The sequence below is a fragment of the Bradyrhizobium sp. 23 genome, assembly GCF_023073295.1.
In the GTDB taxonomy this organism is placed as follows: domain Bacteria; phylum Pseudomonadota; class Alphaproteobacteria; order Rhizobiales; family Xanthobacteraceae; genus Bradyrhizobium; species Bradyrhizobium canariense_D.
Window position 1 is genome coordinate 11,748 of sequence record NZ_JADPJF010000064.1, and the last position, 17,662, is coordinate 29,409.

The window sequence follows — 17,662 nt, forward strand, 5'->3', positions numbered from 1 at the left end:
CGCTTTCGGTGGAGGCGCAGGAGCGCCACGAGAAACGCGAGAAGGTCTATCGCGACGAATAGAGTCCGAGCCGCAGCGATGCGGCTCTTTGTTTTTTGAACGCAAGGTGCGCCTTTTCGCGCCGTGATCAGCATTTTGCCTGTCGCTTGCAACCGCGCGTTTCGGCGCGCGGGCGCAATCGCGAAAAGTGAATCGCGATCAATGGGCTAGACTCAACTCCTCCGAACTCACGTGAGTTCGGATGAGAAACAGCCTTCACTTCAGGTGCGAGAGGTTTTGCGAGTCGCATCAAGGACATCGACTCGAATGCTGAGGCGCTGATCCAGCAGCTTCATACATTGCTGCAATCAGGCCTGTTGCGACGCTACAAGGCGTGCATCCCCATAAAGCCCGGACCAGCTCAATATTTCCTTAAACGCCGGCGCCGCCCGTGAGGCTTGCCATGATGTGGACGATCAGCGTCCGCATCTCATCCAGCCTGGGCTGGCATGACGTGCTGCCGCGCGGCGCCCTGCGCTTGTCACGCCCCGGCGGGGATGCTGAAGTGCCGCCCTCGATTGTGGTGTGTAGGAGCCGGCGCCGATGGACAGAATTCTCGCAGCCGCAAAGGCGATCGCGCTGGCGCGCCGCAACCATGCGCCGCTAGCGGCGCTCGAAGTTCCTCCGACCGATGAAGCCGAGGGCTATCAGGTCCAGCGGGCGCTGCACGATCTGCTGCTGCCGCATGCCGGCCCGCTGGTCGGTTACAAGATCGGCTGCACCAGCCAGGTGATGCAGGATTACATCGGGATTCCACACCCATGCGGCGGCGGCGTGTTCCAGAAAGGCGTGCACGACAGCGGCGTGCAGCTCGCGGCTGCCGACTATGTCCGCGTCGGCGTCGAATGCGAGATCGCGGTGCGGCTGAAGCGCAATCTCGCCGCCGGCGAGGCGCCGTTCACGGCCGAATGGGTCGGCGAAGCCGTCGAGGCCTATCATCCCGCGATCGAGATCGTCGACGACCGCTATGTGAAGTGGGAAACGATGGGCGCGCCGACGTTGATCGCCGACGATTTCTTCGCCGCCGGCTGCGTGTTGGGCGAGATCGTGCCGCGCTCGTCGGTGCCGGACCTGAAGGCCGTCAAAGGCCGCGCTATCGTCAACGGCGAAGAGGTCAGCCACGGCACCGGCGCCGACGTGCTCGGCCATCCCCACAACGCACTCGCCTGGCTCGCCAACCATCTCGCCGCCGAGGGCAAGGGTCTTCACGCGGGACAGCTCGTCCTGACGGGGAGTCTGGTCAAGACGCTGTGGCTGAAGGCCGGCGACAAGGTGCGGATGGAGCTGGACGGGCTGGGCGTGGTGGAGGCGGAGTTTACGTAGGCTCTGCGGGCACCGCGTTGTCATTCCCCGCGAAGGCGGGGAATCCAGTACGCCGCGGCTTCTCGGTTCATCGCTGACGTCTCGAAATACTGGATCGCCCGCCTTCGCGGGTGATGACAGTCGAGGGGGGCGGAGAGGGGATAGCGGCGTCGCTACAATCGCGCGTCGCTGAGCGCTGTATGCAGCCATCGCCAAAATACATGCGGCCCTCGCCAGGGGAGCTAGCGAGGGCCGCGTCGTACATCGTCGTCCGCGCCTAGGTTCGCGAACACGATGTGGGAGCTCGGGAGAAGCTAGAAGGGCAGCAGCACGTCCATGACTTGCTGGCCGTAGCGCGGTTGCTGCACGTCCATGATCTGGCCGCGGCCGCCGTAGGCGATGCGGGCCTGCGCGATCTTGGTGGAATCGATGGTGTTGTCGCTCTGGATGTCTTCGGGACGGACGATGCCGGCGACGATGAGCTCGCGGATTTCGTAGTTGACGCGGATCTCCTGCTTGCCCTCGACCACGAGGTTGCCGTTCGGCAGGACCTGGGTGACGACCGCCGCGACGTTGGTCTGCAACGCTTCCTTGCGGTCCACGCTTCCTTTGCCCTCGCTGGACGCGGTCGAGTCGGCGGTGAGGATGCGGCCGGGCAACACCTTCTGCGCTTGGGCCCCCAATGTCTTGGCGCCGATGAAGTCGGTGATCCCGGAATCTTCCTTGTTGGTGCGGCTGCGCTGGGTGTCGTTTTCGATATTGGCCTTGTCGGTGATGTTCACGGCCACCGTCAGGATGTCGCCGACCTGATGGGCACGCTGGTCCTTGAAGAAGGCCCGGCTGCCGCTGCGCCACAGCGAGTTCGGATTGTAGGAGGCGACCTCGGGCTTCGGCATCGGCATCTGCACCGGCTTGTAACCGGGCTGCGTCGTCGGATTGTCGATCGCCGACAATTTCGGCTGCTCGCCGATCTGCGACAGACGGTCGATCGAGGAGCAGCCGCTCGCCAGCGCGCACGTCGCCAGCAGCAGGGCAGAGATCGCGATGCGACGGGGACGAAAAGCCGAACTGAACGTGGACATGACTTACTCTGACTTGGCTGGAGTTTGCGAGACGCGAACTTGCGGGATCTGGGCTTGTGCGATCTGGGCCGGGGATGCCGGGGCTTGGACCAGGTTCCGGACGAGGGCTGCGGTATCGACGGGGGCGGGCGCCTCGTCGCGCTTGAGCGAGGAGGTCTGTTCTACCGCGGCCGGCATCGGCGCGGCCTGGCTGGCGCCCTGGACCGTCACCTGGCCGCGGCCGGTGACGACGCCGCTCAGCGTGCGCTTGGTCTGCAGGTTGAGCACGCTGATGGTATCGCCCTCGGCGCCGCTCTCGATCGCCTTGCCGCGCGTGGTGAGATAAATTCCGGGAACCTGGTAGATGACGGTGACGTTCTGGTCGCGCTGCACGAAGTCGGGCTTGACGATGTCGGCGACGCGGATCGGCGTCCCCGCCCGCATCGGCCGGCGGAGCTGCATGCCGAGCGTGCGATCGCGCGAGGCGGCCTCACCGGTGACCTCGGCCTTCGGCCGCCGCTCCATGGCGACATCGGACGCCTTCAGGAGATCGACGCGGTCGATGTCGCGCGTCAGCACGGCCACTTCCACCGTTTCGATCGCGGTGCCGGTGAAACGCAGCTTGGTCGGTGCCGGATTGTTGTCGTTGTTGATCTCGAAGGCGATGTCGAAACGGCCGCTGCGGGCGTCGTAGCGGGTTGCCACCGGCTGCAGCACGCCGGTGTTGGAGGCATCCAGCCGCATGTCGGCAATGCCGCGGTCGAACGTGACGGTGATGTTGGCGGCATCGCCAAGTCCAAAGCGGCGCTCGAGCGCCGAGGCGACCGCGGTCTCGAGGTCCTTGTTCACGAGCGTGCGGGCGAGACGGGTGACCTGGACCTCCTTGATGTCGCCGGTCATCACGCCGATCACCTGCTTTGCGCGCAACACCGCCAGCACGTGGGCGACCGGCAGCGCGCCGGTGGTGCCGAGATCGGGCGAGCGGTAGACCGGGATTAGCGCGGCCGAGCCGGCATTGTCGATGAGATCGCCGACCCGCACCACGTCCGAGGTCACGGTGATGCTCGCGCGCAGCGTCGGCGTCGCGATGAAGTCGTCGGCGGCCCGTGCGGGCAGCGCCAGCACGAGGAGAGCGGAGATCGTGGCGAGGGTGGTGCGGATCATCGTCATCACCTCAGCGGAACAACGCCGTGGTCGACTGCATCATCTGGTCGGCGGCGCTGATCACCTTGGCGTTCATCTCGTAGGCGCGCTGGGCGGCGATCAGGTCGCTCATCTCCGAGACGACGTCGACATTGGCCTGCTCGAGGCTGCTCTGGGTGATGTTGCCGAAACCCTCGGAGCTCGCGGTACCGTCCTGCGGCGGGCCGGAGGAGGGCGTCTCGGTGAACTGATTGTTGCCGACCGGCTGGAGGCCCGCTTTGTTGATAAATCGGGTCAGGCCGATCTGGCCCTGGACGGCCGAGGTCGACGAACCCGGCAGCGTCACCGAGACCTGGCCCTGCACGTTGATGGTGAGGCCCGAGGCGTTGTTCGGGATCGTAATCGTCGGTTGCACCGGGTTGCCCTGCGCCGTGACGATGCGCCCCTGATTGTCCATCTGGAAGGTGCCGTCGCGGGTGTACTGGTAGCTGCCGTCGGGCATCAGGATCTTGAAGAAACCTTCGCCCGTGATGGCCATGTCGAGGTCGTTGCCGGTCTGCGACAGCGTGCCCTGGGTCATGCTGCGCGGCGTGCCGACGGTCTTGACGCCGCCGCCGATGTCGACGCCGACCGGCAGGATGGTGCCCTGGTCGGACGACTGGGCGCCGACCCGGCGGACGTGTTCGTAAATCAGATCCTGGAACGCCGCGGTCTGCTTCTTGAAGCCGGTGGTGCGCAGGTTGGCGATGTTGTTGGAGATCACCTGAACGTTGAGTTCCTGTGCCGCCATTCCGGTTGCTGCGGTGTGAAGCGCCTGCATGTCAGTTCTCCCTCAATCAGGCCGGAACGTCGGCGAGCTTCTCGATCGCCGACTTGTGCATGTCACTCTGCTGCTGGAGCAGGTTGGCGATGGCGGTGTAGCTGCGCATGACTTCGACCATGCGGCTCATCTCACCGACCGAGTTCACGTTCGACTTCTCGACATAGCCCTGCTGCACGGTCGACTTGGTGTCAGCCTGCGGGACCGCGGAGCCGATGTCATAAAGGTTGGCGCCCAGCTTGGTCAGCTTGGCCGGATCGTCGAACGAGGCCATGCGGATCTTGCCGCGGATCGAATCGTTTTTGGCCGTGCCCTCGAGCACCGTGACGGTGCCGTCCGGCGCGACGTTGATGTCGTGGTCGGTCGGCTGGAAGGTGATCGGGCCGCTGGTGCCCAGCACGAGGTTGCCGTCGGAGGTGACGAGCTGGCCGGTGCTGTTGAGCGAGAATTTTCCGTCCCGGGTGTAGCGCTCGGCGCCATTGGCCTGAACCGCGAAATAGGCATTGCCGCTGATCGCCATGTCGAGCGGATTCTTGGTCGGCTCCATCGGCCCCTGGCCGACGTCGCGGAAGGTGCCGCGGTCCTGCACATAGGAGACCCGGCGGTCGGAGCCGACGAAATTGTCCTCACGCGCGTTCGAGTTGAGGTACTCCTCGAACAGCGAATGATCGGCCTTGAAGCCGTTGGTGTTGGCGTTGGCGACGTTGTTGGCGATGACATCCATCTGCCGTTCCAACGTCATCTGTCGTGACAAGCCGATCAGAAGCGCGTTCTGCATCGGAAATCTCCCCTGAGTGAGATCTGCCAGCTCGCTCTCCCAAGCGCATTGGCCGATCCCGTGAACGAGACCTCGGGTTCTCCCAAACCTTGGGTCTCGGTCCTTTCTCAGCGAAACTCGTGCCAGGCGGGAAAATTATGTACTTTCAATACCTTGTCTGTTTTTCGAGGATGCGGGGAGGCGGCAGAAAGGGTCTGTTAGCCATGTTTGCCCGGCAGATTTTTCCTAGTGAAGGCCCAATCGAAAGGTTCCGTTAACCATTATTACCGTAGCGTTTGCGCGTAAGAGGAGCACTGCGCTGGGGCATTTGTATCGCGTCACTGTCTGCCAGGAGCTTCGCTCTTTCGACCCTTTTGAGAGATGAGCGAGCGCGGCGATCATGGCAGAGAATGAAGCGGAAGGCGGCGGAGCCGCTGAGGGCGCGGAAGCCGCTCCGCCCAAGAACAAGTTCAAGCTGATGATCATGGTGGTGGGCCTGCTCGCCGTTCTCGGCGGCGGCGCCGCGACGTGGTTCTTCTTTTTCCGTCACGGCGACGACGAGCATCACGCCGAGGCGGCGCCTCCGCCGAAGCCGCCGGCTTTCGTCGAGGTTCCCGACATCATGGTCAACCTCGCCGGCGCGCCGGGCGAGCGCGTGCAATATCTGAAGCTCAAGATCGTGCTGGAGCTGAAGGAAGAGAAGCAGGTCGAGGCGATCAAGCCGACGATGCCGCGCATCACCGACATCTTCCAGACCTATGCGCGCGAGCTGCGCTCCTCCGACCTCAACGGTTCCGCCGGCATCTTCCGCCTCAAGGAAGAGCTGACCAAGCGCGTCAATGCGGCGGTGGCTCCGGTCCAGGTCAGCGCGGTGCTGTTCAAGGAAGTCGTGATCCAGTGAGCATGACGGGCTAGGGATCATGGCAGGCACCGACCAACCAGACCAGGATGCAATTGCCGCCCAATGGGAGGCCTCGCTCGATTCCGAGGATCCCGCTGAGGCCGCGAAGGCTGCTGCCGAAAACGAACTATCCGAGACCATGGCCCTGCAATGGGCGGCCATGGTCGAGGATGGCAGCCGCGATCTCGGCGCCGGCAAGAATTCCGGCGAACGCGTGCTGTCGCAGGAGGAGATCGACAACCTCCTCGGCTTCGCGGTCGGCGACGTCACGCTCGACGATCATTCCGGCATTCGCGCCATCATCGATTCGGCAATGGTCTCCTACGAGCGTCTGCCGATGCTCGAAATCGTCTTCGACCGCCTGGTGCGATTGCTGACGACCTCCTTACGCAATTTCACCTCCGACAACGTCGAAGTCTCGCTCGACCGCATCACCTCGGTGCGCTTCGGCGACTATATGAACTCGATCCCGCTGCCCGCCGTCCTCACCGTCTTCAAGGCCGAAGAGTGGGACAATTTCGGCATGGCCGTGGTCGATTCCAGCCTGATCTACTCGATGATCGACGTGCTGCTCGGCGGCCGCCGCGGCTCGAGCCAGCTGCGCATCGAGGGCCGGCCCTACACCACGATCGAGACAGAGTTGGTCAAGCGGCTGGTCGAAGTCGTCATGGCCGATGCCGAACAGGCGTTCCGGCCGCTGTCGCCGGTGACCTTCACCATCGACCGGCTCGAGACCAACCCGCGTTTCGCCGCGATCAGCCGTCCTGCCAACGCAGCGATCCTGGTGCGGCTGCGCATCGACATGGAAGATCGCGGCGGCAACATCGAGCTGTTGCTGCCTTACGCGACCATCGAGCCGATCCGGGGCGTCCTGCTCCAGATGTTCATGGGCGAAAAGTTCGGCCGCGACCAGATCTGGGAAGGCCACTTCGCCACCGAGATCGTCCAGGCCGAGATCTCCGTCGACGCCGTGCTCTACGAAGCCGACATTCCGCTCAAGCAACTGATGCGGCTGAAGGTCGGGGACACGCTGCCGCTGGACATGCGCGCGGATGCCAGCGTCACCGTTCGCTGCGGCGACGTCACCATCACCGAAGGACGCATGGGCCGGGTCGGCGACCGCGTCGCGATACGGGTGACGAAACCCTTGCGCAAGCCAAGTACGACACTTGCGATGTTCGAAAAGGTCGACGAGCAGAACAAGATGATGGAGGCCCCATGAACCACTCCCTGGGAATGGCGATCGAGACGCTGGTGGCTATCCTGCTGATGCTGACCATCGTCTACTGCGTCACGCTCAACAAGCGACTGACGCGGCTGAAGGCGGACGAGCATTCGCTGAAGGCGGTCATCGGCGAGCTGATCACCGCAACCGAGATCGCCGAGCGCGCGATCGGCGGGCTGAAGCTCGCCGTGCGCGACGTCAACGAGAACCTCGGCAGCCAGCTTGCGGCGGCGACCCAGATGTCCGAGCAGCTCTACAAGCAGCTCGGCGAAGCCGACAACGTGGTGCGGCGCCTGTCCAAGATCGCAATCGCTGCGCGCCCCGTGACGAACCCGGAAACGGTCGCCGCGCCCGCAGCCAAGCCTTCATCGGCGAAGGCGGTGGCGGCTGCGGCCGAAGCCTTCTCCGAGCGCCGACGATCCAACGGTCTTGCGGCATAAAGTCAGGGTATGAAGTCTTTTCGCAACATCCGCGTCATTCCGATCGTGCTGGTTGCCGTCGCTGGCCTGGCCACGCTGAAGGTCACGGGTCTTGTGATCAACGGCGGCTATGTCTTCGACTATAAGCCGAGCCAGACCAAGAAGTCGTGGGCGCAGGAGAATCTGAACTTCCCGGCCAGCCGCGAGGATCCCGATATCACGGGCTCGACCCATGGTGCGCCGAAGGAGGCGCCGAAGCCGGCCGCACCCGACACCAAGTCCGAAGGCGCCGCGGTCAAGGAGGAAGCCCAGCCGCAGATCTCCGCCTCGGAGCGCGCGATCCTGGAACGCCTGCAGTCGCGTCGCCAGGAGATCGAGGCCCGCCAGCGCGAGATCGACATCCGCGAGAGCCTGTTGAAATCCGCCGAGAAGCGCATCGAAAACAAGGTCGAGGAGATGAAGGCGGTAGAAACCCGTATCTTCGCGACGCAGGCCGAGCAGAAGGCCGCCGAAGCCCAGCGCATGAAGGGCCTCGTCACCATGTATGAGGGCATGAAGCCCAAGGACGCCGCGCGGGTCTTTGACCGGCTCGAGATGGGCGTGCTGATTGAGATCGCCTCGCAGATCGCGCCGCGAAAAATGTCGGACATCATGGGATTGATGTCCCCGGAGGCCGCCGAGCGGCTGACGGTCGAGATGGCCCGCAGGGCCAATGGCGGCGGCGATCAGTCCGCCTCGGCCGGCGAGCTGCCCAAGATCGACGGCAAGCCGACGCAAAAGCCGAATTGAGGGCTCATACTTAAGAAGTCCTTAATTGCCAAAATCTACAGTCTGGGGCAGGGGCCGGCAGCAATGCCGGCGTGGACCGTCGAACCGGAAGTAATGCCGCCAATGGCGCGAGACGCTGCCGCTGGATTTGTGTCGCGAGCCCGCGCCCTGGCGCGGAGGCTGTCGCGTCATGTCCGCGCGGCGCCGCTGCTGGCAGCCAGCCTGCTGATCGGCTTCACGGCGCCTGTCCGGGCGGCCGATGCCGTCAGGGGCGAGGCGACTTTCTCGGCCAGCGGCGGCTTTGCCCGGCTCGTAATCAAGCTCGGAGAGGACGTTCCGTCAGAGGTGACGACGGCCGGCTCCATTCTCGTCATCCGTTTCGACCGGGCGGTCGACGTTCCCGTCGATCGCGTCCCGGAAGGCGCGCCCGACTACGTCAACTCCGCCCGCCGCGATCCCGATGGCGGCGCCATCCGCCTGTCGCTGGCGCGGCGCGTTACCGTCAACACCATGAATGCCGGCGAACGCACCTTTATCGACCTCTTGCCGGAGGGTTGGAAGGGGCCGCCGCCAGGCCTGCCGATGGACGTCGTCAAGGAACTCGCCGAGCGCGCGCGCGTCGCCGAACGCGCGTTGCGCGCCCAGCGCGCCGCGGCGGAGAGCAAGAAGCGCCCGCAGATCCGCGTGCGCGCCTCGGTGCAGCCGACCTTCGTCCGCTTCGTGTTCGAGATGCCGGATGGCGTCGGCGTATCCTCCGTGCTCAATGAACAGAAGCTCACGCTCGCCTTCAACGCCAACCTGAATTTCGATCTGGCGGACGCGGTCGTCGCAGCGCCGCCGAACGTCGCCTCGATCAAGCAGAAGGCCGACATCGACCAGACCAGTGTCGAGATCGCGCTGATCGGCGATTCCGACGTGCATTCGTTCCGCGACGAGAAGAACTACGTCGTCGACATCTCCTTCCAGCCGGACAAGGGCAAGATGGCCACGTCGGCGGAAGCTGCGATCGCGCAGGCCAAGCCCGCCGCTCATGGACCGGCGCCTGCGCCTGAAAAGCCGGCGGCCGAGAAGCCCAAGGACGCGCATCGCGAGATCGCGCCGCCGACGTCCGAGACGATCGCGCGCGAAGCCAGGATCGATGCCAAGCCCGAGGTGAAGCCGGAAGCGCCCGCCGCCATGCCGCCCGCTGAAGCGCCGAAATCGGTGCCGGCTCCTGCATCCGAAGCCGCGCCCGCTGCGCAAGCGCCCAAGGAAGCGCCCAAGGAAATGTCGAAGCCTGCGCCTCCTGCGGCGGAAGCCGCGGTCGTGCCTGCCAAGCCGGTCATGGTCGAAGCGCCTCAAGAGGTCGTGAAGGAAGCTGCCAAAGAGCCAGTCAAGGAGGCCGTCAAGGCCGCGCCGGCGGAGGCGCCCGCCGCGCCGCAGCCGACTGGTGCCAGCGTCGATGTCCGCCGCGACAGCGACGGCCTGCGCGTGACCTTCCCGCTTCAGGTCGCAACGCCTGCGGCGGCGTTCCGCCGCGGCGACACCGTCTGGCTGGTGTTCGATACCGCAAAGCCCATCGACGTCGAGGCGATCCGTACCAAGGGCGGTGCGATGATCGGCGAGGTCGGCCGCGTCCCGCTCGAGAAGGGACAGGCGGTGCGCATCCGTCTCACCCGGCCGCTGGTCTATTCGCTGTCGAGCGAGGAGCTCGGCAAACAGACCAACTGGCTCTTGACCCTCGCCGACAAGATCCAGGCGACGCCGCTGCCGCTGATGATCTCGCGCAACATCACCGACCCGGCGCTTGCCAACATCGCGATCCCCTTCGCCAATCCGGGGCTCCTGCACAAGCTCACTGATCCCGATGCCGGCGACACGCTCTATGTCATCACCGCGCAGCGGCCGGTGCGCGGCTTCATCAAGCGGCAGGACCTCGTTGATCTCGCGCTGCTGGAATCCGCACATGGCATCGCGATCCGGCCGAATTCCGACGAGGTCGGCGTCGAGGTCGGGGCCGACAAGGTCATCCTCGGCAAGAAGGGCGGGCTGACGCTGTCGCCGGTCGACATCTCGGCCGAGCGTGCGCCGACCGCAGTGCGGCCGGTTTTCAGCCCCGAAGGCTGGCGCAAGGGCCAGTCGGAAAATTTCATAGTGCGCCAGAACGAGCTGATCACGGCGATCGCCAACCTCGAACCGGCGATGCGTTCCCTGCCGCGGCTCGACCTCGCGCAATTCTACATGTCGCGCGCGATGTATCACGAGGCGAAGGCCATCACCGAATTGATGCTCGCCGATCCTCTCAACAAGGAGGAGAGCGGTGCGCTGATGATGCATGCGATCGCGAGCATCCTGATCGGTCGGCCGGCGCAGGGCCTGAAGGACCTCGCCAACCCCGTGATCGGCAACAGCCACGATTCCCAGCTCTGGAAAGCGCTCGCCTATGCGCGCCAAGGCAAATGGGCGGACGCGCGCGAGAAGTTCAAGAACGTCGAATTCGCCATCGCCTCGCTACCGCTCGACATCCAGCGCATCGTGACGATGGAGGCGATGCGCGCTTCGCTCGAGGTGAAGGACTATGCCGGCGCCTCCAAGCGCCGCAGCGAGCTCGAGGTGGTCGGCGTCTCGCCCGAGGCCGCGCCCGGCTTTGCCGTGCTGCGCGGCCGGCTTGCCGAGGCGCTCGGCCACGACAAGGACGCGCTCGACGACTACAAGTTCGCCGTCGGCTCGTCCGATCGGCCGGCTGCGGCCGAGGCCAAGCAGCTCGAGGTCGCGCTGCGGCAGAAGCGCGACGAGATCGGCAAGGAAGACGCGTTGCGCGAGCTCGAAACGCTCGCGATGACCTGGCGCGGCGACTCGATTGAGGTCAAGACGCTGCAGATGCTGTCGCAGATGTTTGCAGAGAACGGACGCTACCGGGACGCGCTCACCGCGGCGCGCACCGCGACAAAGCTGCAGCCGAACGCGGAAGCCTCGCGCCAGGCGCAAGACCTCGCCTCCGACCTGTTTACGCAGCTCTTCCTGGGACCCAAGGGCGACGAGCTGCCGCCGATCGAATCGCTCGGGATGTTCTACGAGTTCCGTGAGCTGACGCCGATCGGCCGCCGCGGCGACGAACTGATCCGACGCCTCGCCGACCGTCTCGCCTCGATCGATCTGCTCGACCAGGCCGCCGAGCTCCTGCAATACCAGGTCGACCATCGCCTCGAAGGCGCGGCGCGTGCGCAGGTCGCCGCGCGCCTCTCCATGATCTATCTCGCCAATCGCAGACCCGACATGGCGATCACGGCGTTGCGCGCGAGCCGGATCAGCGACCTCTCAGGCGAGCTCAGGCAGCAACGCCTGCTGCTGGAGGCGCGTGCACAGAGCGACGTCGGCCGCCACGATCTTGCGCTCGATATCGTCTCCAACGTTACAGGCCGCGAGGTGCTGCGCCTGCGCTCGGATATCTTCTGGGCGGCGCGGCGCTGGCGTGAATCCGCCGAGCAGATCGAGCTCTATTACGGCGAGCGCTTCCGTGACTTCAAGCCGCTCAACGCGGTAGAGAGAAGCGACATCATCCGCGCCGCCGTCGGTTATGCGCTCGCCGACGACTCGATCGGCATGTCGCGCTTCCGCGAGAAATATGCGCCGCTGATGAGCGAGAGCGCCGATCGGCTCGCCTTCGATATCGCGAGCAAACCGACCGGCGCCTCCAGCGCCGAATTTGCCGATATCGCCAAGCTGGCTGCCAGCGTCGACACGCTCGACGGCTTCCTGCGCGAGATGAAGCAGCGCTTTCCCGACGCCACCGCCCGCGCGCCGGCCTCTCCACAGGCCAAGGACGAGTCCGATCACACCGGCTCGCTGCCCACGATCCCCGTCGTGCGCCAGATCAAGATGACGCGGTAGGATCGCCGCTCCTTCTTGGCCTCGCGACAGGTACCCGTGAGCCAGCTCTCGAGTGACGGGCAGGGCCGAAGACTATCGCCCGCGTACTCATCAACCCGATCAGTCCGCGAGGACCTAGGCCTTGTCCATTCAGTCTTTGAGACCGGACATGGCCCGTTTGCCTTTGCTAGTCGGCTGAGGGCTCCAGGTCCCTTGTAAGAAACATATGCCCCCTGAACCGATCGTAGGGCGTGGAAACAGGGGAAGCCGCTAAGGCCAGCAAGCGACGTTAACGGGCTTAATTGAGCTTTACCCGCACCTGATAAATTGCCGAGCCCAAGCTCGAGGCAAGCACTAGCACAAGACCAAGCCCGATCATGGGGTTCCTTGCGATCACCGCCGCAAGCGATACGCCCAGCGCCGCGGCCAACATCTGCCAGAAACCCAACAGGGCCGAGGCAGCACCGGCGCGATCGCCGAATGGCGAAAGAGCTTGCGCGCTGCAGAGCGGATTGACCATGCCCATGCCTAGCAGGAATACGCATGCGCCGACAAGAAATGGCAAAAAGCGCCCGTCGAAAAGCGCGAATAGCAACACCATGCCGCCACCGACACAGGCCAGCGCGAGGCCGATGCAAATCGATCGGTCGCGACCAAGGTGCGGAACAATTTTTGTAGCGATAATGCCAGCGCTAAAGACGATCATGACAGTGCCTGCGAAGAACAGGCCGAGTTGCATGGGTGTGAAGTCGAGGCCTTCTATCAAGACACGCGGCAACGCCGAAAACATTGCAAACAGCGCACCTAAGATGAGGCTAACAGTTGCGGCAGGAACCAGGAAACGGCGGTCAGTCGATAGCGACCAGTAATTCTTGGCGATCGTCGAGGAATTGAATTCGGCGCGTGGCGCGTGGTGCGTTTCTCCGAAAGCCGCAAGAAATGCTGAAGCGGCGACGACGGCGAAGATTCCGACGAACACAAATGCTGAACGCCAGCCAAAAAAATGATCCAGCGCGCCACCGACCAGGGGCGAGAATCCAGGCGCCGCTGCCATCGCAACCATAACAAAGGTGAGCACGCGCGCTAGCTTTTCGCCCTGGAAAAGATCTCTTGCGATAGCTCGCGAAAGGACAGACGTGGCACATGCGCCACCGGCCTGCACAACGCGACCAATCAATAGTGCCGCCAAATCATTGGCTAACGCGCACCATATGCTACCTGCGAAAAATACAGCAAACCCGATCATCACGGGTATGCGCCGGCCGAAACGATCCGATAACGGACCGACAACGAGTTGTCCGACCGCGAACATGGCGAGGAATATGGTGATAGCTGACGTTACCTGAGCGCTGGTGACGCCCACCGCGACGGCGATACTCGGTAGCGAAGGCAACAGAATGTTGGTGGCCAACGTGCCACTCGCAGACAACGCAGCAAGAACGGCGACCTGAAGACCAAGCGGCACGACCCGAGCGAGTAGATGGTTTTCGATGTTGCTGGTCATAAGCCGCTTCGGATCTAGGGATGATGACCATCATATCAATGACCCATTGAATGCGCAACCTGAGCATATTTCCGATATGTCACGAGCCGCCGAACGCGCTGACGATGGCAGGCTTCCGTCTTGCGCTGGTAAGCTCAAGTGCACGCCTACAAGCATCGGGCTAGAGAGGATGGGGTCGCTGACCGCTGCCCAGGACCGCTACCCCCCGTAACTCTGCACCAGACTGCCTGCCACCAGCGACCAGCCGTCGACCAGCACGAAGAAGATCAGCTTGAACGGCAGCGAGATCGTTACCGGCGGCAGCATCATCATGCCCATCGACATCAGCACGGACGCGACGACGAGGTCGATGATCAGGAAGGGAAGGAACAGCAGAAAGCCGATCTCGAAGGCGCGCTTCAGCTCCGAGATCATGAAGGCGGGGACGAGGATGCGTAAGCCTAGATCGTCGGGGGTTGCCGGCGGCGGCTCGCCGGAGAGATCCAGGAACAGCTTGAGGTCCTTCTCGCGGACGTTCTTCTGCATGAAGCCGCGCAGGGGGACGGAGGCGCGCTGGAGCGCGTCCTCGACGCCGAGCTGATTGGCGACCAGCGGACGGATGCCTTCGTCGTAGGATTTTTGCAGGACGGGTCCCATCACGAAGAAGGTGAGGAACATCGCTAGCGCGATGATCACCGAGTTCGGCGGGGCGGTCGCGGTGCCCATTGCGGTGCGCAGCAGCGACAGCACGACCACGATGCGCGTGAACGACGTCATCATGATCAGGATCGACGGGGCGATCGACAGCACCGTGAGCAGCGCGATCAGCTGGATCGCGCGCTCGGTGACGCCGCCACCGCCAGCGCCTCCGCCGCCGAGATTGATGCTGATGTCCTGCGCATGTGCCGGCATCGCGAGCGAAGCCGCGCCGATCAGGACAGAAAGAAGAAAAACTCTACGCGGGAGGGCCGGCAGCCTCACGAAGACGGCTTCGGACGGCCGAGTAACGAGGCCATCTCGTCTTCGAGATTTTCAAAGCTGGTCTTTTCCGGAGCCGGCTTTGCGGCAGGCGCCGGTGGTGCCGGCGGCTCGCTGCGGGCCACACGCGGAGGAGCGGCAGGGGGCTCCGGGGCGACCGGAGGGGCAAGCGTCTCGCCGGCGGGGCGGCGCAGCGCAGCTTCGAGCCGCTGCGCCATCTCGGCGAGATTCTGCTCGGCGCTCGATGGGGCCGCCGGAGCGGGCGCCGGCGGCGGAACGGGCGGAGCCTGCGGCACAGGCGGAGGTGGCGCGGCTGGGCGCTCGGCGCGCACCGGAGGCGCCTTAACCGGCTCGCTCTGGCGCGGCGGACGCGGCATCAGAGGGGGTTCGTTGCGCGCAACGCGCGGCGGAACAGGTTCGGGACGCAGCTCGCGCTCGGGGCGCGGCGCGATCGGCTCGGGGTTGAAGCCGGCCAGTGGCGGCTCGTTGCGGCGTTCGGCCAGCGCGGGAGCCGGCCGGCGCACTTCGTCGGCAAAGGAGGGGCGCGCGGGCCGCGGTGGCGGCTCGGGCATGTGCGGCTCGGGATGATCGAGCAGCTCGGGCCGCGGTGCTTCGTCGGCCCAGCTGCTGGTATCATGCATCGGCGCGAGACGCGGCGGCTCGGCGGCATTGGGACGCTGCGGGAGCTGGTCGCGGCCGGGGGCTGCGCGCACGATGTTGGGTTCGACGACGATGTCGGTGGGGCCGCCGATCATCAGAAGATGCTCGACATTGTCACGCCGGACCAGCACCAGGCGGCGGCGGCCGTCGACCGCGGCGGCATCGATCACGGCGAGCCGGGGCATCCGGCCGCGCTGGGTGTTGGCGCCGAGCCGGCTGGTGGCGAATCGGCGAACCAGCCATGCAGCGACGCCGATCAACGCCAGAACGACGATGAACGCGACGATGAAGGTGATAGGGCTGCCTTGCATACTTGTCCCCGACAAATGGCGCTTTTCTCGGGCCCGTGGTCAGATGCGCCAACCACCGGCTTACGTTGCCCCAAACTGCGATTTCTTAACGTGCCACGGCAAGTTTTGCCGTCCCCAACTCTTAATAACCCATGAATCGCTCGATCCAAAACGACTTCTTGACCTGTGAATGCGCCGCCAAGCGGTTGGGTTAATGCCGCTTTTGGAGGCGTAGAATCACGGGGCACGCGCAGTGGTGTCCCGCCGGGGGACAACTGCCTGCGACCTCCTTAACCGGCTGTTAACCATACAGGCGGCAAATTCTGCCTAGCTTCGGACCTGGGTCCTGCGAGGCGGAAGGAGCCGCAACGATGTCCATCAACGATCTTCCGGTGCTATCGGCGCTTCGCACCAAGATGCAATGGCACCAGGAACGCCAGCGCGTCCTGTCCGAGAACGTCTCCAATTCCGACACGCCCAAATTCCGGCCGCGCGACCTGGTGGAGCCGAAACTGGACAAGGCCGGGGCCGTCACGGGTTCGATGGGGCCCTTGACGCTTACCCGCACCAGCGGTTCCCACATGGCGCCGTCAGGCGCGGCCTCCGGATTCGACCAGAACAAGAATGCGGGTTTTGAGACCCGCCCCGCGGGCAACGCCGTCAATCTCGAAGAGGAGATGATGAAGGCCGCCAGCAACCAGATGGACTATGCGGCGGCGACCTCGCTCTATTCGAAGAGCCTGCACCTGCTCAAGACCGCGATCGGCAAAGGCTAGAGCTAGAGGAAGCGCATCATGGCGAATGACAGCAGCGACTTTGCCCGTTCGATGGCGATCGCGACCTCCGGTCTGCGGGCGCAGGCCGGGCGCATGCGGGTGATCTCGGAGAACATCGCAAACGCGGATTCGACCTCGCAGACCGCCGGCGGCGATCCTTACCGGCGCAAGGTGCCGACCTTCTCCTCCGCGCTCGACCGTACACTCGACGCGCAGGTCGTCACCCTTGGCAGGATCAAGCCCGACCAGTCCAATTTCCGCACCAAATACGAGCCGAACAATCCGGCGGCGGATGCGACCGGCAACGTCAAATATCCCAACGTGAACTCGGTGGTCGAGATGACCGACATCCGCGACGCGCAGCGGTCGTACGAGGCCAATCTCAACATCATCAGCGCGACGCGCCGGATGATCCAGCGCACCCTCGACATCCTCAAGAGCTGAACAGGACATTTGAGCCATGGCAACACCGACAATTGCCGCCAACGCCTATGCAAACCTCGCTCGCGTGCTGGAGAACAGCGGCGCCGGCAAGGGCAGCGAGCCGAGCGGGCAGTCCTTCGCCTCTCTTCTGAAAGACACTGTCGGCAGCGTCCTGGAATCCGGCCGCAAATCCGATGCGCAGACGGTGGCGATGGCCGCCGGCAAGGCCAACGTGATGGACGTGGTGACGGCGGTCGCAGACACCGACGTCGCCGTGTCGACGCTGGTCTCGGTCCGCGACCGCGTGATCGCGGCCTATGAAGACATCATGAAGATGCCGATCTGATTTTATCCATCGTCATTGCGAGCGTAGCGAAGCAATCCAGAATCTTTCCGCGGTGGCAGTCTGGATTGCTTCGCTTCGCTCGCAATGACGAGGAGAGGTTCGTGTCGTCCTCATCAAGCGGTGGGGATGAGACTTGAATAGAGGACTGTGCAATGACCGGACCGGAAACCCTCGACGTCGCGCGTGATGCGATCTGGACCATCGTGATCGTGTCGTCGCCCCTGATGGTGGTTGGCCTCGTTGTCGGCGTCGTCGTGTCGCTGTTCCAGGCGCTGACGCAGATCCAGGAGCAGACGCTGATCTATGTGCCGAAGATCCTGGCCATCTTTGCCACGATGCTGTTGGCATTGCCGTTCATGGCCGACGCACTGCATTCCCACATGCTGCGGATATCGTCGCGAATCATCGGCGGCTGAGGCACT

17 protein-coding genes and 1 pseudogene are annotated in these 17,662 nt (G+C 64.4%); 11 read left to right on the forward strand and 7 right to left on the reverse strand.

Features of this window, described 5'->3' with window-relative positions; genetic code table 11:
- Both IVB32_RS15025 and IVB32_RS15030 read left to right on the forward strand, forming a co-directional pair.
- Positions 1-62 (forward strand): annotated as a pseudogene (locus IVB32_RS15025) (RNA polymerase-binding protein DksA); the annotation flags it as partial.
- A 520-nt stretch (positions 63-582) separates the two neighbouring features.
- Positions 583-1,362, forward strand: a complete 780-nt coding sequence (locus tag IVB32_RS15030) for a fumarylacetoacetate hydrolase family protein (RefSeq protein WP_247368205.1) — start codon at positions 583-585, stop codon at positions 1,360-1,362.
- A gap of 293 nt (positions 1,363-1,655) precedes the next feature.
- On the opposite strand, the gene flgH is transcribed toward IVB32_RS15030, so the two are convergent.
- From flgH to flgF, 4 genes are read right to left on the reverse strand one after another with little or no spacing between them, the layout of a single operon-like run.
- On the reverse strand, positions 1,656-2,423 hold the full coding sequence (flgH, locus tag IVB32_RS15035; RefSeq protein ID WP_018456424.1) for a flagellar basal body L-ring protein FlgH: 768 nt from the start codon (positions 2,421-2,423) through the stop codon (positions 1,656-1,658).
- A 3-nt stretch (positions 2,424-2,426) separates the two neighbouring features.
- Entirely contained in the window at positions 2,427-3,566 is a 1,140-nt protein-coding gene (flgA, locus tag IVB32_RS15040; RefSeq protein WP_247368204.1) for a flagellar basal body P-ring formation chaperone FlgA, read from the reverse strand.
- Between the two features lie 10 nt (positions 3,567-3,576).
- Positions 3,577-4,365: a flagellar basal-body rod protein FlgG gene (gene flgG / locus IVB32_RS15045; protein ID WP_007602131.1), complete on the reverse strand. Its 789-nt coding sequence runs from the start codon at positions 4,363-4,365 to the stop codon at positions 3,577-3,579.
- A gap of 16 nt (positions 4,366-4,381) precedes the next feature.
- Positions 4,382-5,143, reverse strand: a complete 762-nt coding sequence (gene flgF, locus IVB32_RS15050) for a flagellar basal-body rod protein FlgF (RefSeq protein ID WP_085349414.1) — start codon at positions 5,141-5,143, stop codon at positions 4,382-4,384.
- A gap of 379 nt (positions 5,144-5,522) precedes the next feature.
- On the opposite strand from flgF, the gene fliL reads away from it, so the two are divergent.
- The 5 genes from fliL to IVB32_RS15075 all read left to right on the forward strand — a co-directional run bounded on the left by fliL (position 5,523) and on the right by IVB32_RS15075 (position 12,305).
- Entirely contained in the window at positions 5,523-6,023 is a 501-nt protein-coding gene (fliL, locus tag IVB32_RS15055) for a flagellar basal body-associated protein FliL (protein ID WP_007602133.1), read from the forward strand.
- A gap of 19 nt (positions 6,024-6,042) precedes the next feature.
- Complete coding sequence (fliM, locus tag IVB32_RS15060) at positions 6,043-7,245, forward strand: flagellar motor switch protein FliM (RefSeq protein ID WP_018456420.1); 1,203 nt, start codon at positions 6,043-6,045, stop codon at positions 7,243-7,245.
- Entirely contained in the window at positions 7,242-7,688 is a 447-nt protein-coding gene (locus IVB32_RS15065) for a DUF6468 domain-containing protein (RefSeq protein WP_026233172.1), read from the forward strand. Before fliM ends, IVB32_RS15065 begins: the two co-directional genes overlap by 4 nt.
- 9 nt (positions 7,689-7,697) lie before the next feature.
- The gene (locus IVB32_RS15070) at positions 7,698-8,456 is read left to right on the forward strand and encodes a flagellar protein FlbB (RefSeq protein WP_247368200.1); all 759 of its coding nucleotides are present in this window, start codon (positions 7,698-7,700) and stop codon (positions 8,454-8,456) included.
- Positions 8,457-8,558: 102 nt separating this feature from the next.
- Positions 8,559-12,305 (forward strand): tetratricopeptide repeat protein, encoded by a 3,747-nt coding sequence (locus IVB32_RS15075; RefSeq protein WP_247368198.1) that lies wholly within the window; start codon positions 8,559-8,561, stop codon positions 12,303-12,305.
- A gap of 277 nt (positions 12,306-12,582) precedes the next feature.
- Here the strand turns inward: IVB32_RS15075 and IVB32_RS15080 are convergent, their stop codons facing one another.
- The 3 genes from IVB32_RS15080 to IVB32_RS15090 all read right to left on the reverse strand — a co-directional run bounded on the left by IVB32_RS15080 (position 12,583) and on the right by IVB32_RS15090 (position 15,716).
- Positions 12,583-13,788: a multidrug effflux MFS transporter gene (locus IVB32_RS15080; protein ID WP_247410667.1), complete on the reverse strand. Its 1,206-nt coding sequence runs from the start codon at positions 13,786-13,788 to the stop codon at positions 12,583-12,585.
- Between the two features lie 198 nt (positions 13,789-13,986).
- Positions 13,987-14,748: a flagellar type III secretion system pore protein FliP gene (gene fliP, locus IVB32_RS15085; protein WP_247410668.1), complete on the reverse strand. Its 762-nt coding sequence runs from the start codon at positions 14,746-14,748 to the stop codon at positions 13,987-13,989.
- Positions 14,745-15,716, reverse strand: a complete 972-nt coding sequence (locus IVB32_RS15090; protein ID WP_247368192.1) for a flagellar biosynthetic protein FliO — start codon at positions 15,714-15,716, stop codon at positions 14,745-14,747. Before IVB32_RS15090 ends, fliP begins: the two co-directional genes overlap by 4 nt.
- 350 nt (positions 15,717-16,066) lie before the next feature.
- On the opposite strand from IVB32_RS15090, the gene flgB reads away from it, so the two are divergent.
- The 4 genes from flgB (at position 16,067) to fliQ (ending at position 17,656) form a co-directional block, all read left to right on the forward strand.
- Positions 16,067-16,471: a flagellar basal body rod protein FlgB gene (gene flgB / locus IVB32_RS15095; protein WP_247361815.1), complete on the forward strand. Its 405-nt coding sequence runs from the start codon at positions 16,067-16,069 to the stop codon at positions 16,469-16,471.
- A gap of 18 nt (positions 16,472-16,489) precedes the next feature.
- Positions 16,490-16,915, forward strand: coding sequence for a flagellar basal body rod protein FlgC (gene flgC / locus IVB32_RS15100; protein ID WP_247361817.1), 426 nt, complete (start codon positions 16,490-16,492; stop codon positions 16,913-16,915).
- A 16-nt stretch (positions 16,916-16,931) separates the two neighbouring features.
- Positions 16,932-17,240, forward strand: coding sequence for a flagellar hook-basal body complex protein FliE (fliE, locus tag IVB32_RS15105; RefSeq protein ID WP_007612285.1), 309 nt, complete (start codon positions 16,932-16,934; stop codon positions 17,238-17,240).
- 152 nt (positions 17,241-17,392) lie between these two features.
- Positions 17,393-17,656, forward strand: a complete 264-nt coding sequence (fliQ, locus tag IVB32_RS15110; protein WP_007612284.1) for a flagellar biosynthesis protein FliQ — start codon at positions 17,393-17,395, stop codon at positions 17,654-17,656.
- Positions 17,657-17,662: the final 6 nt, after the last annotated feature.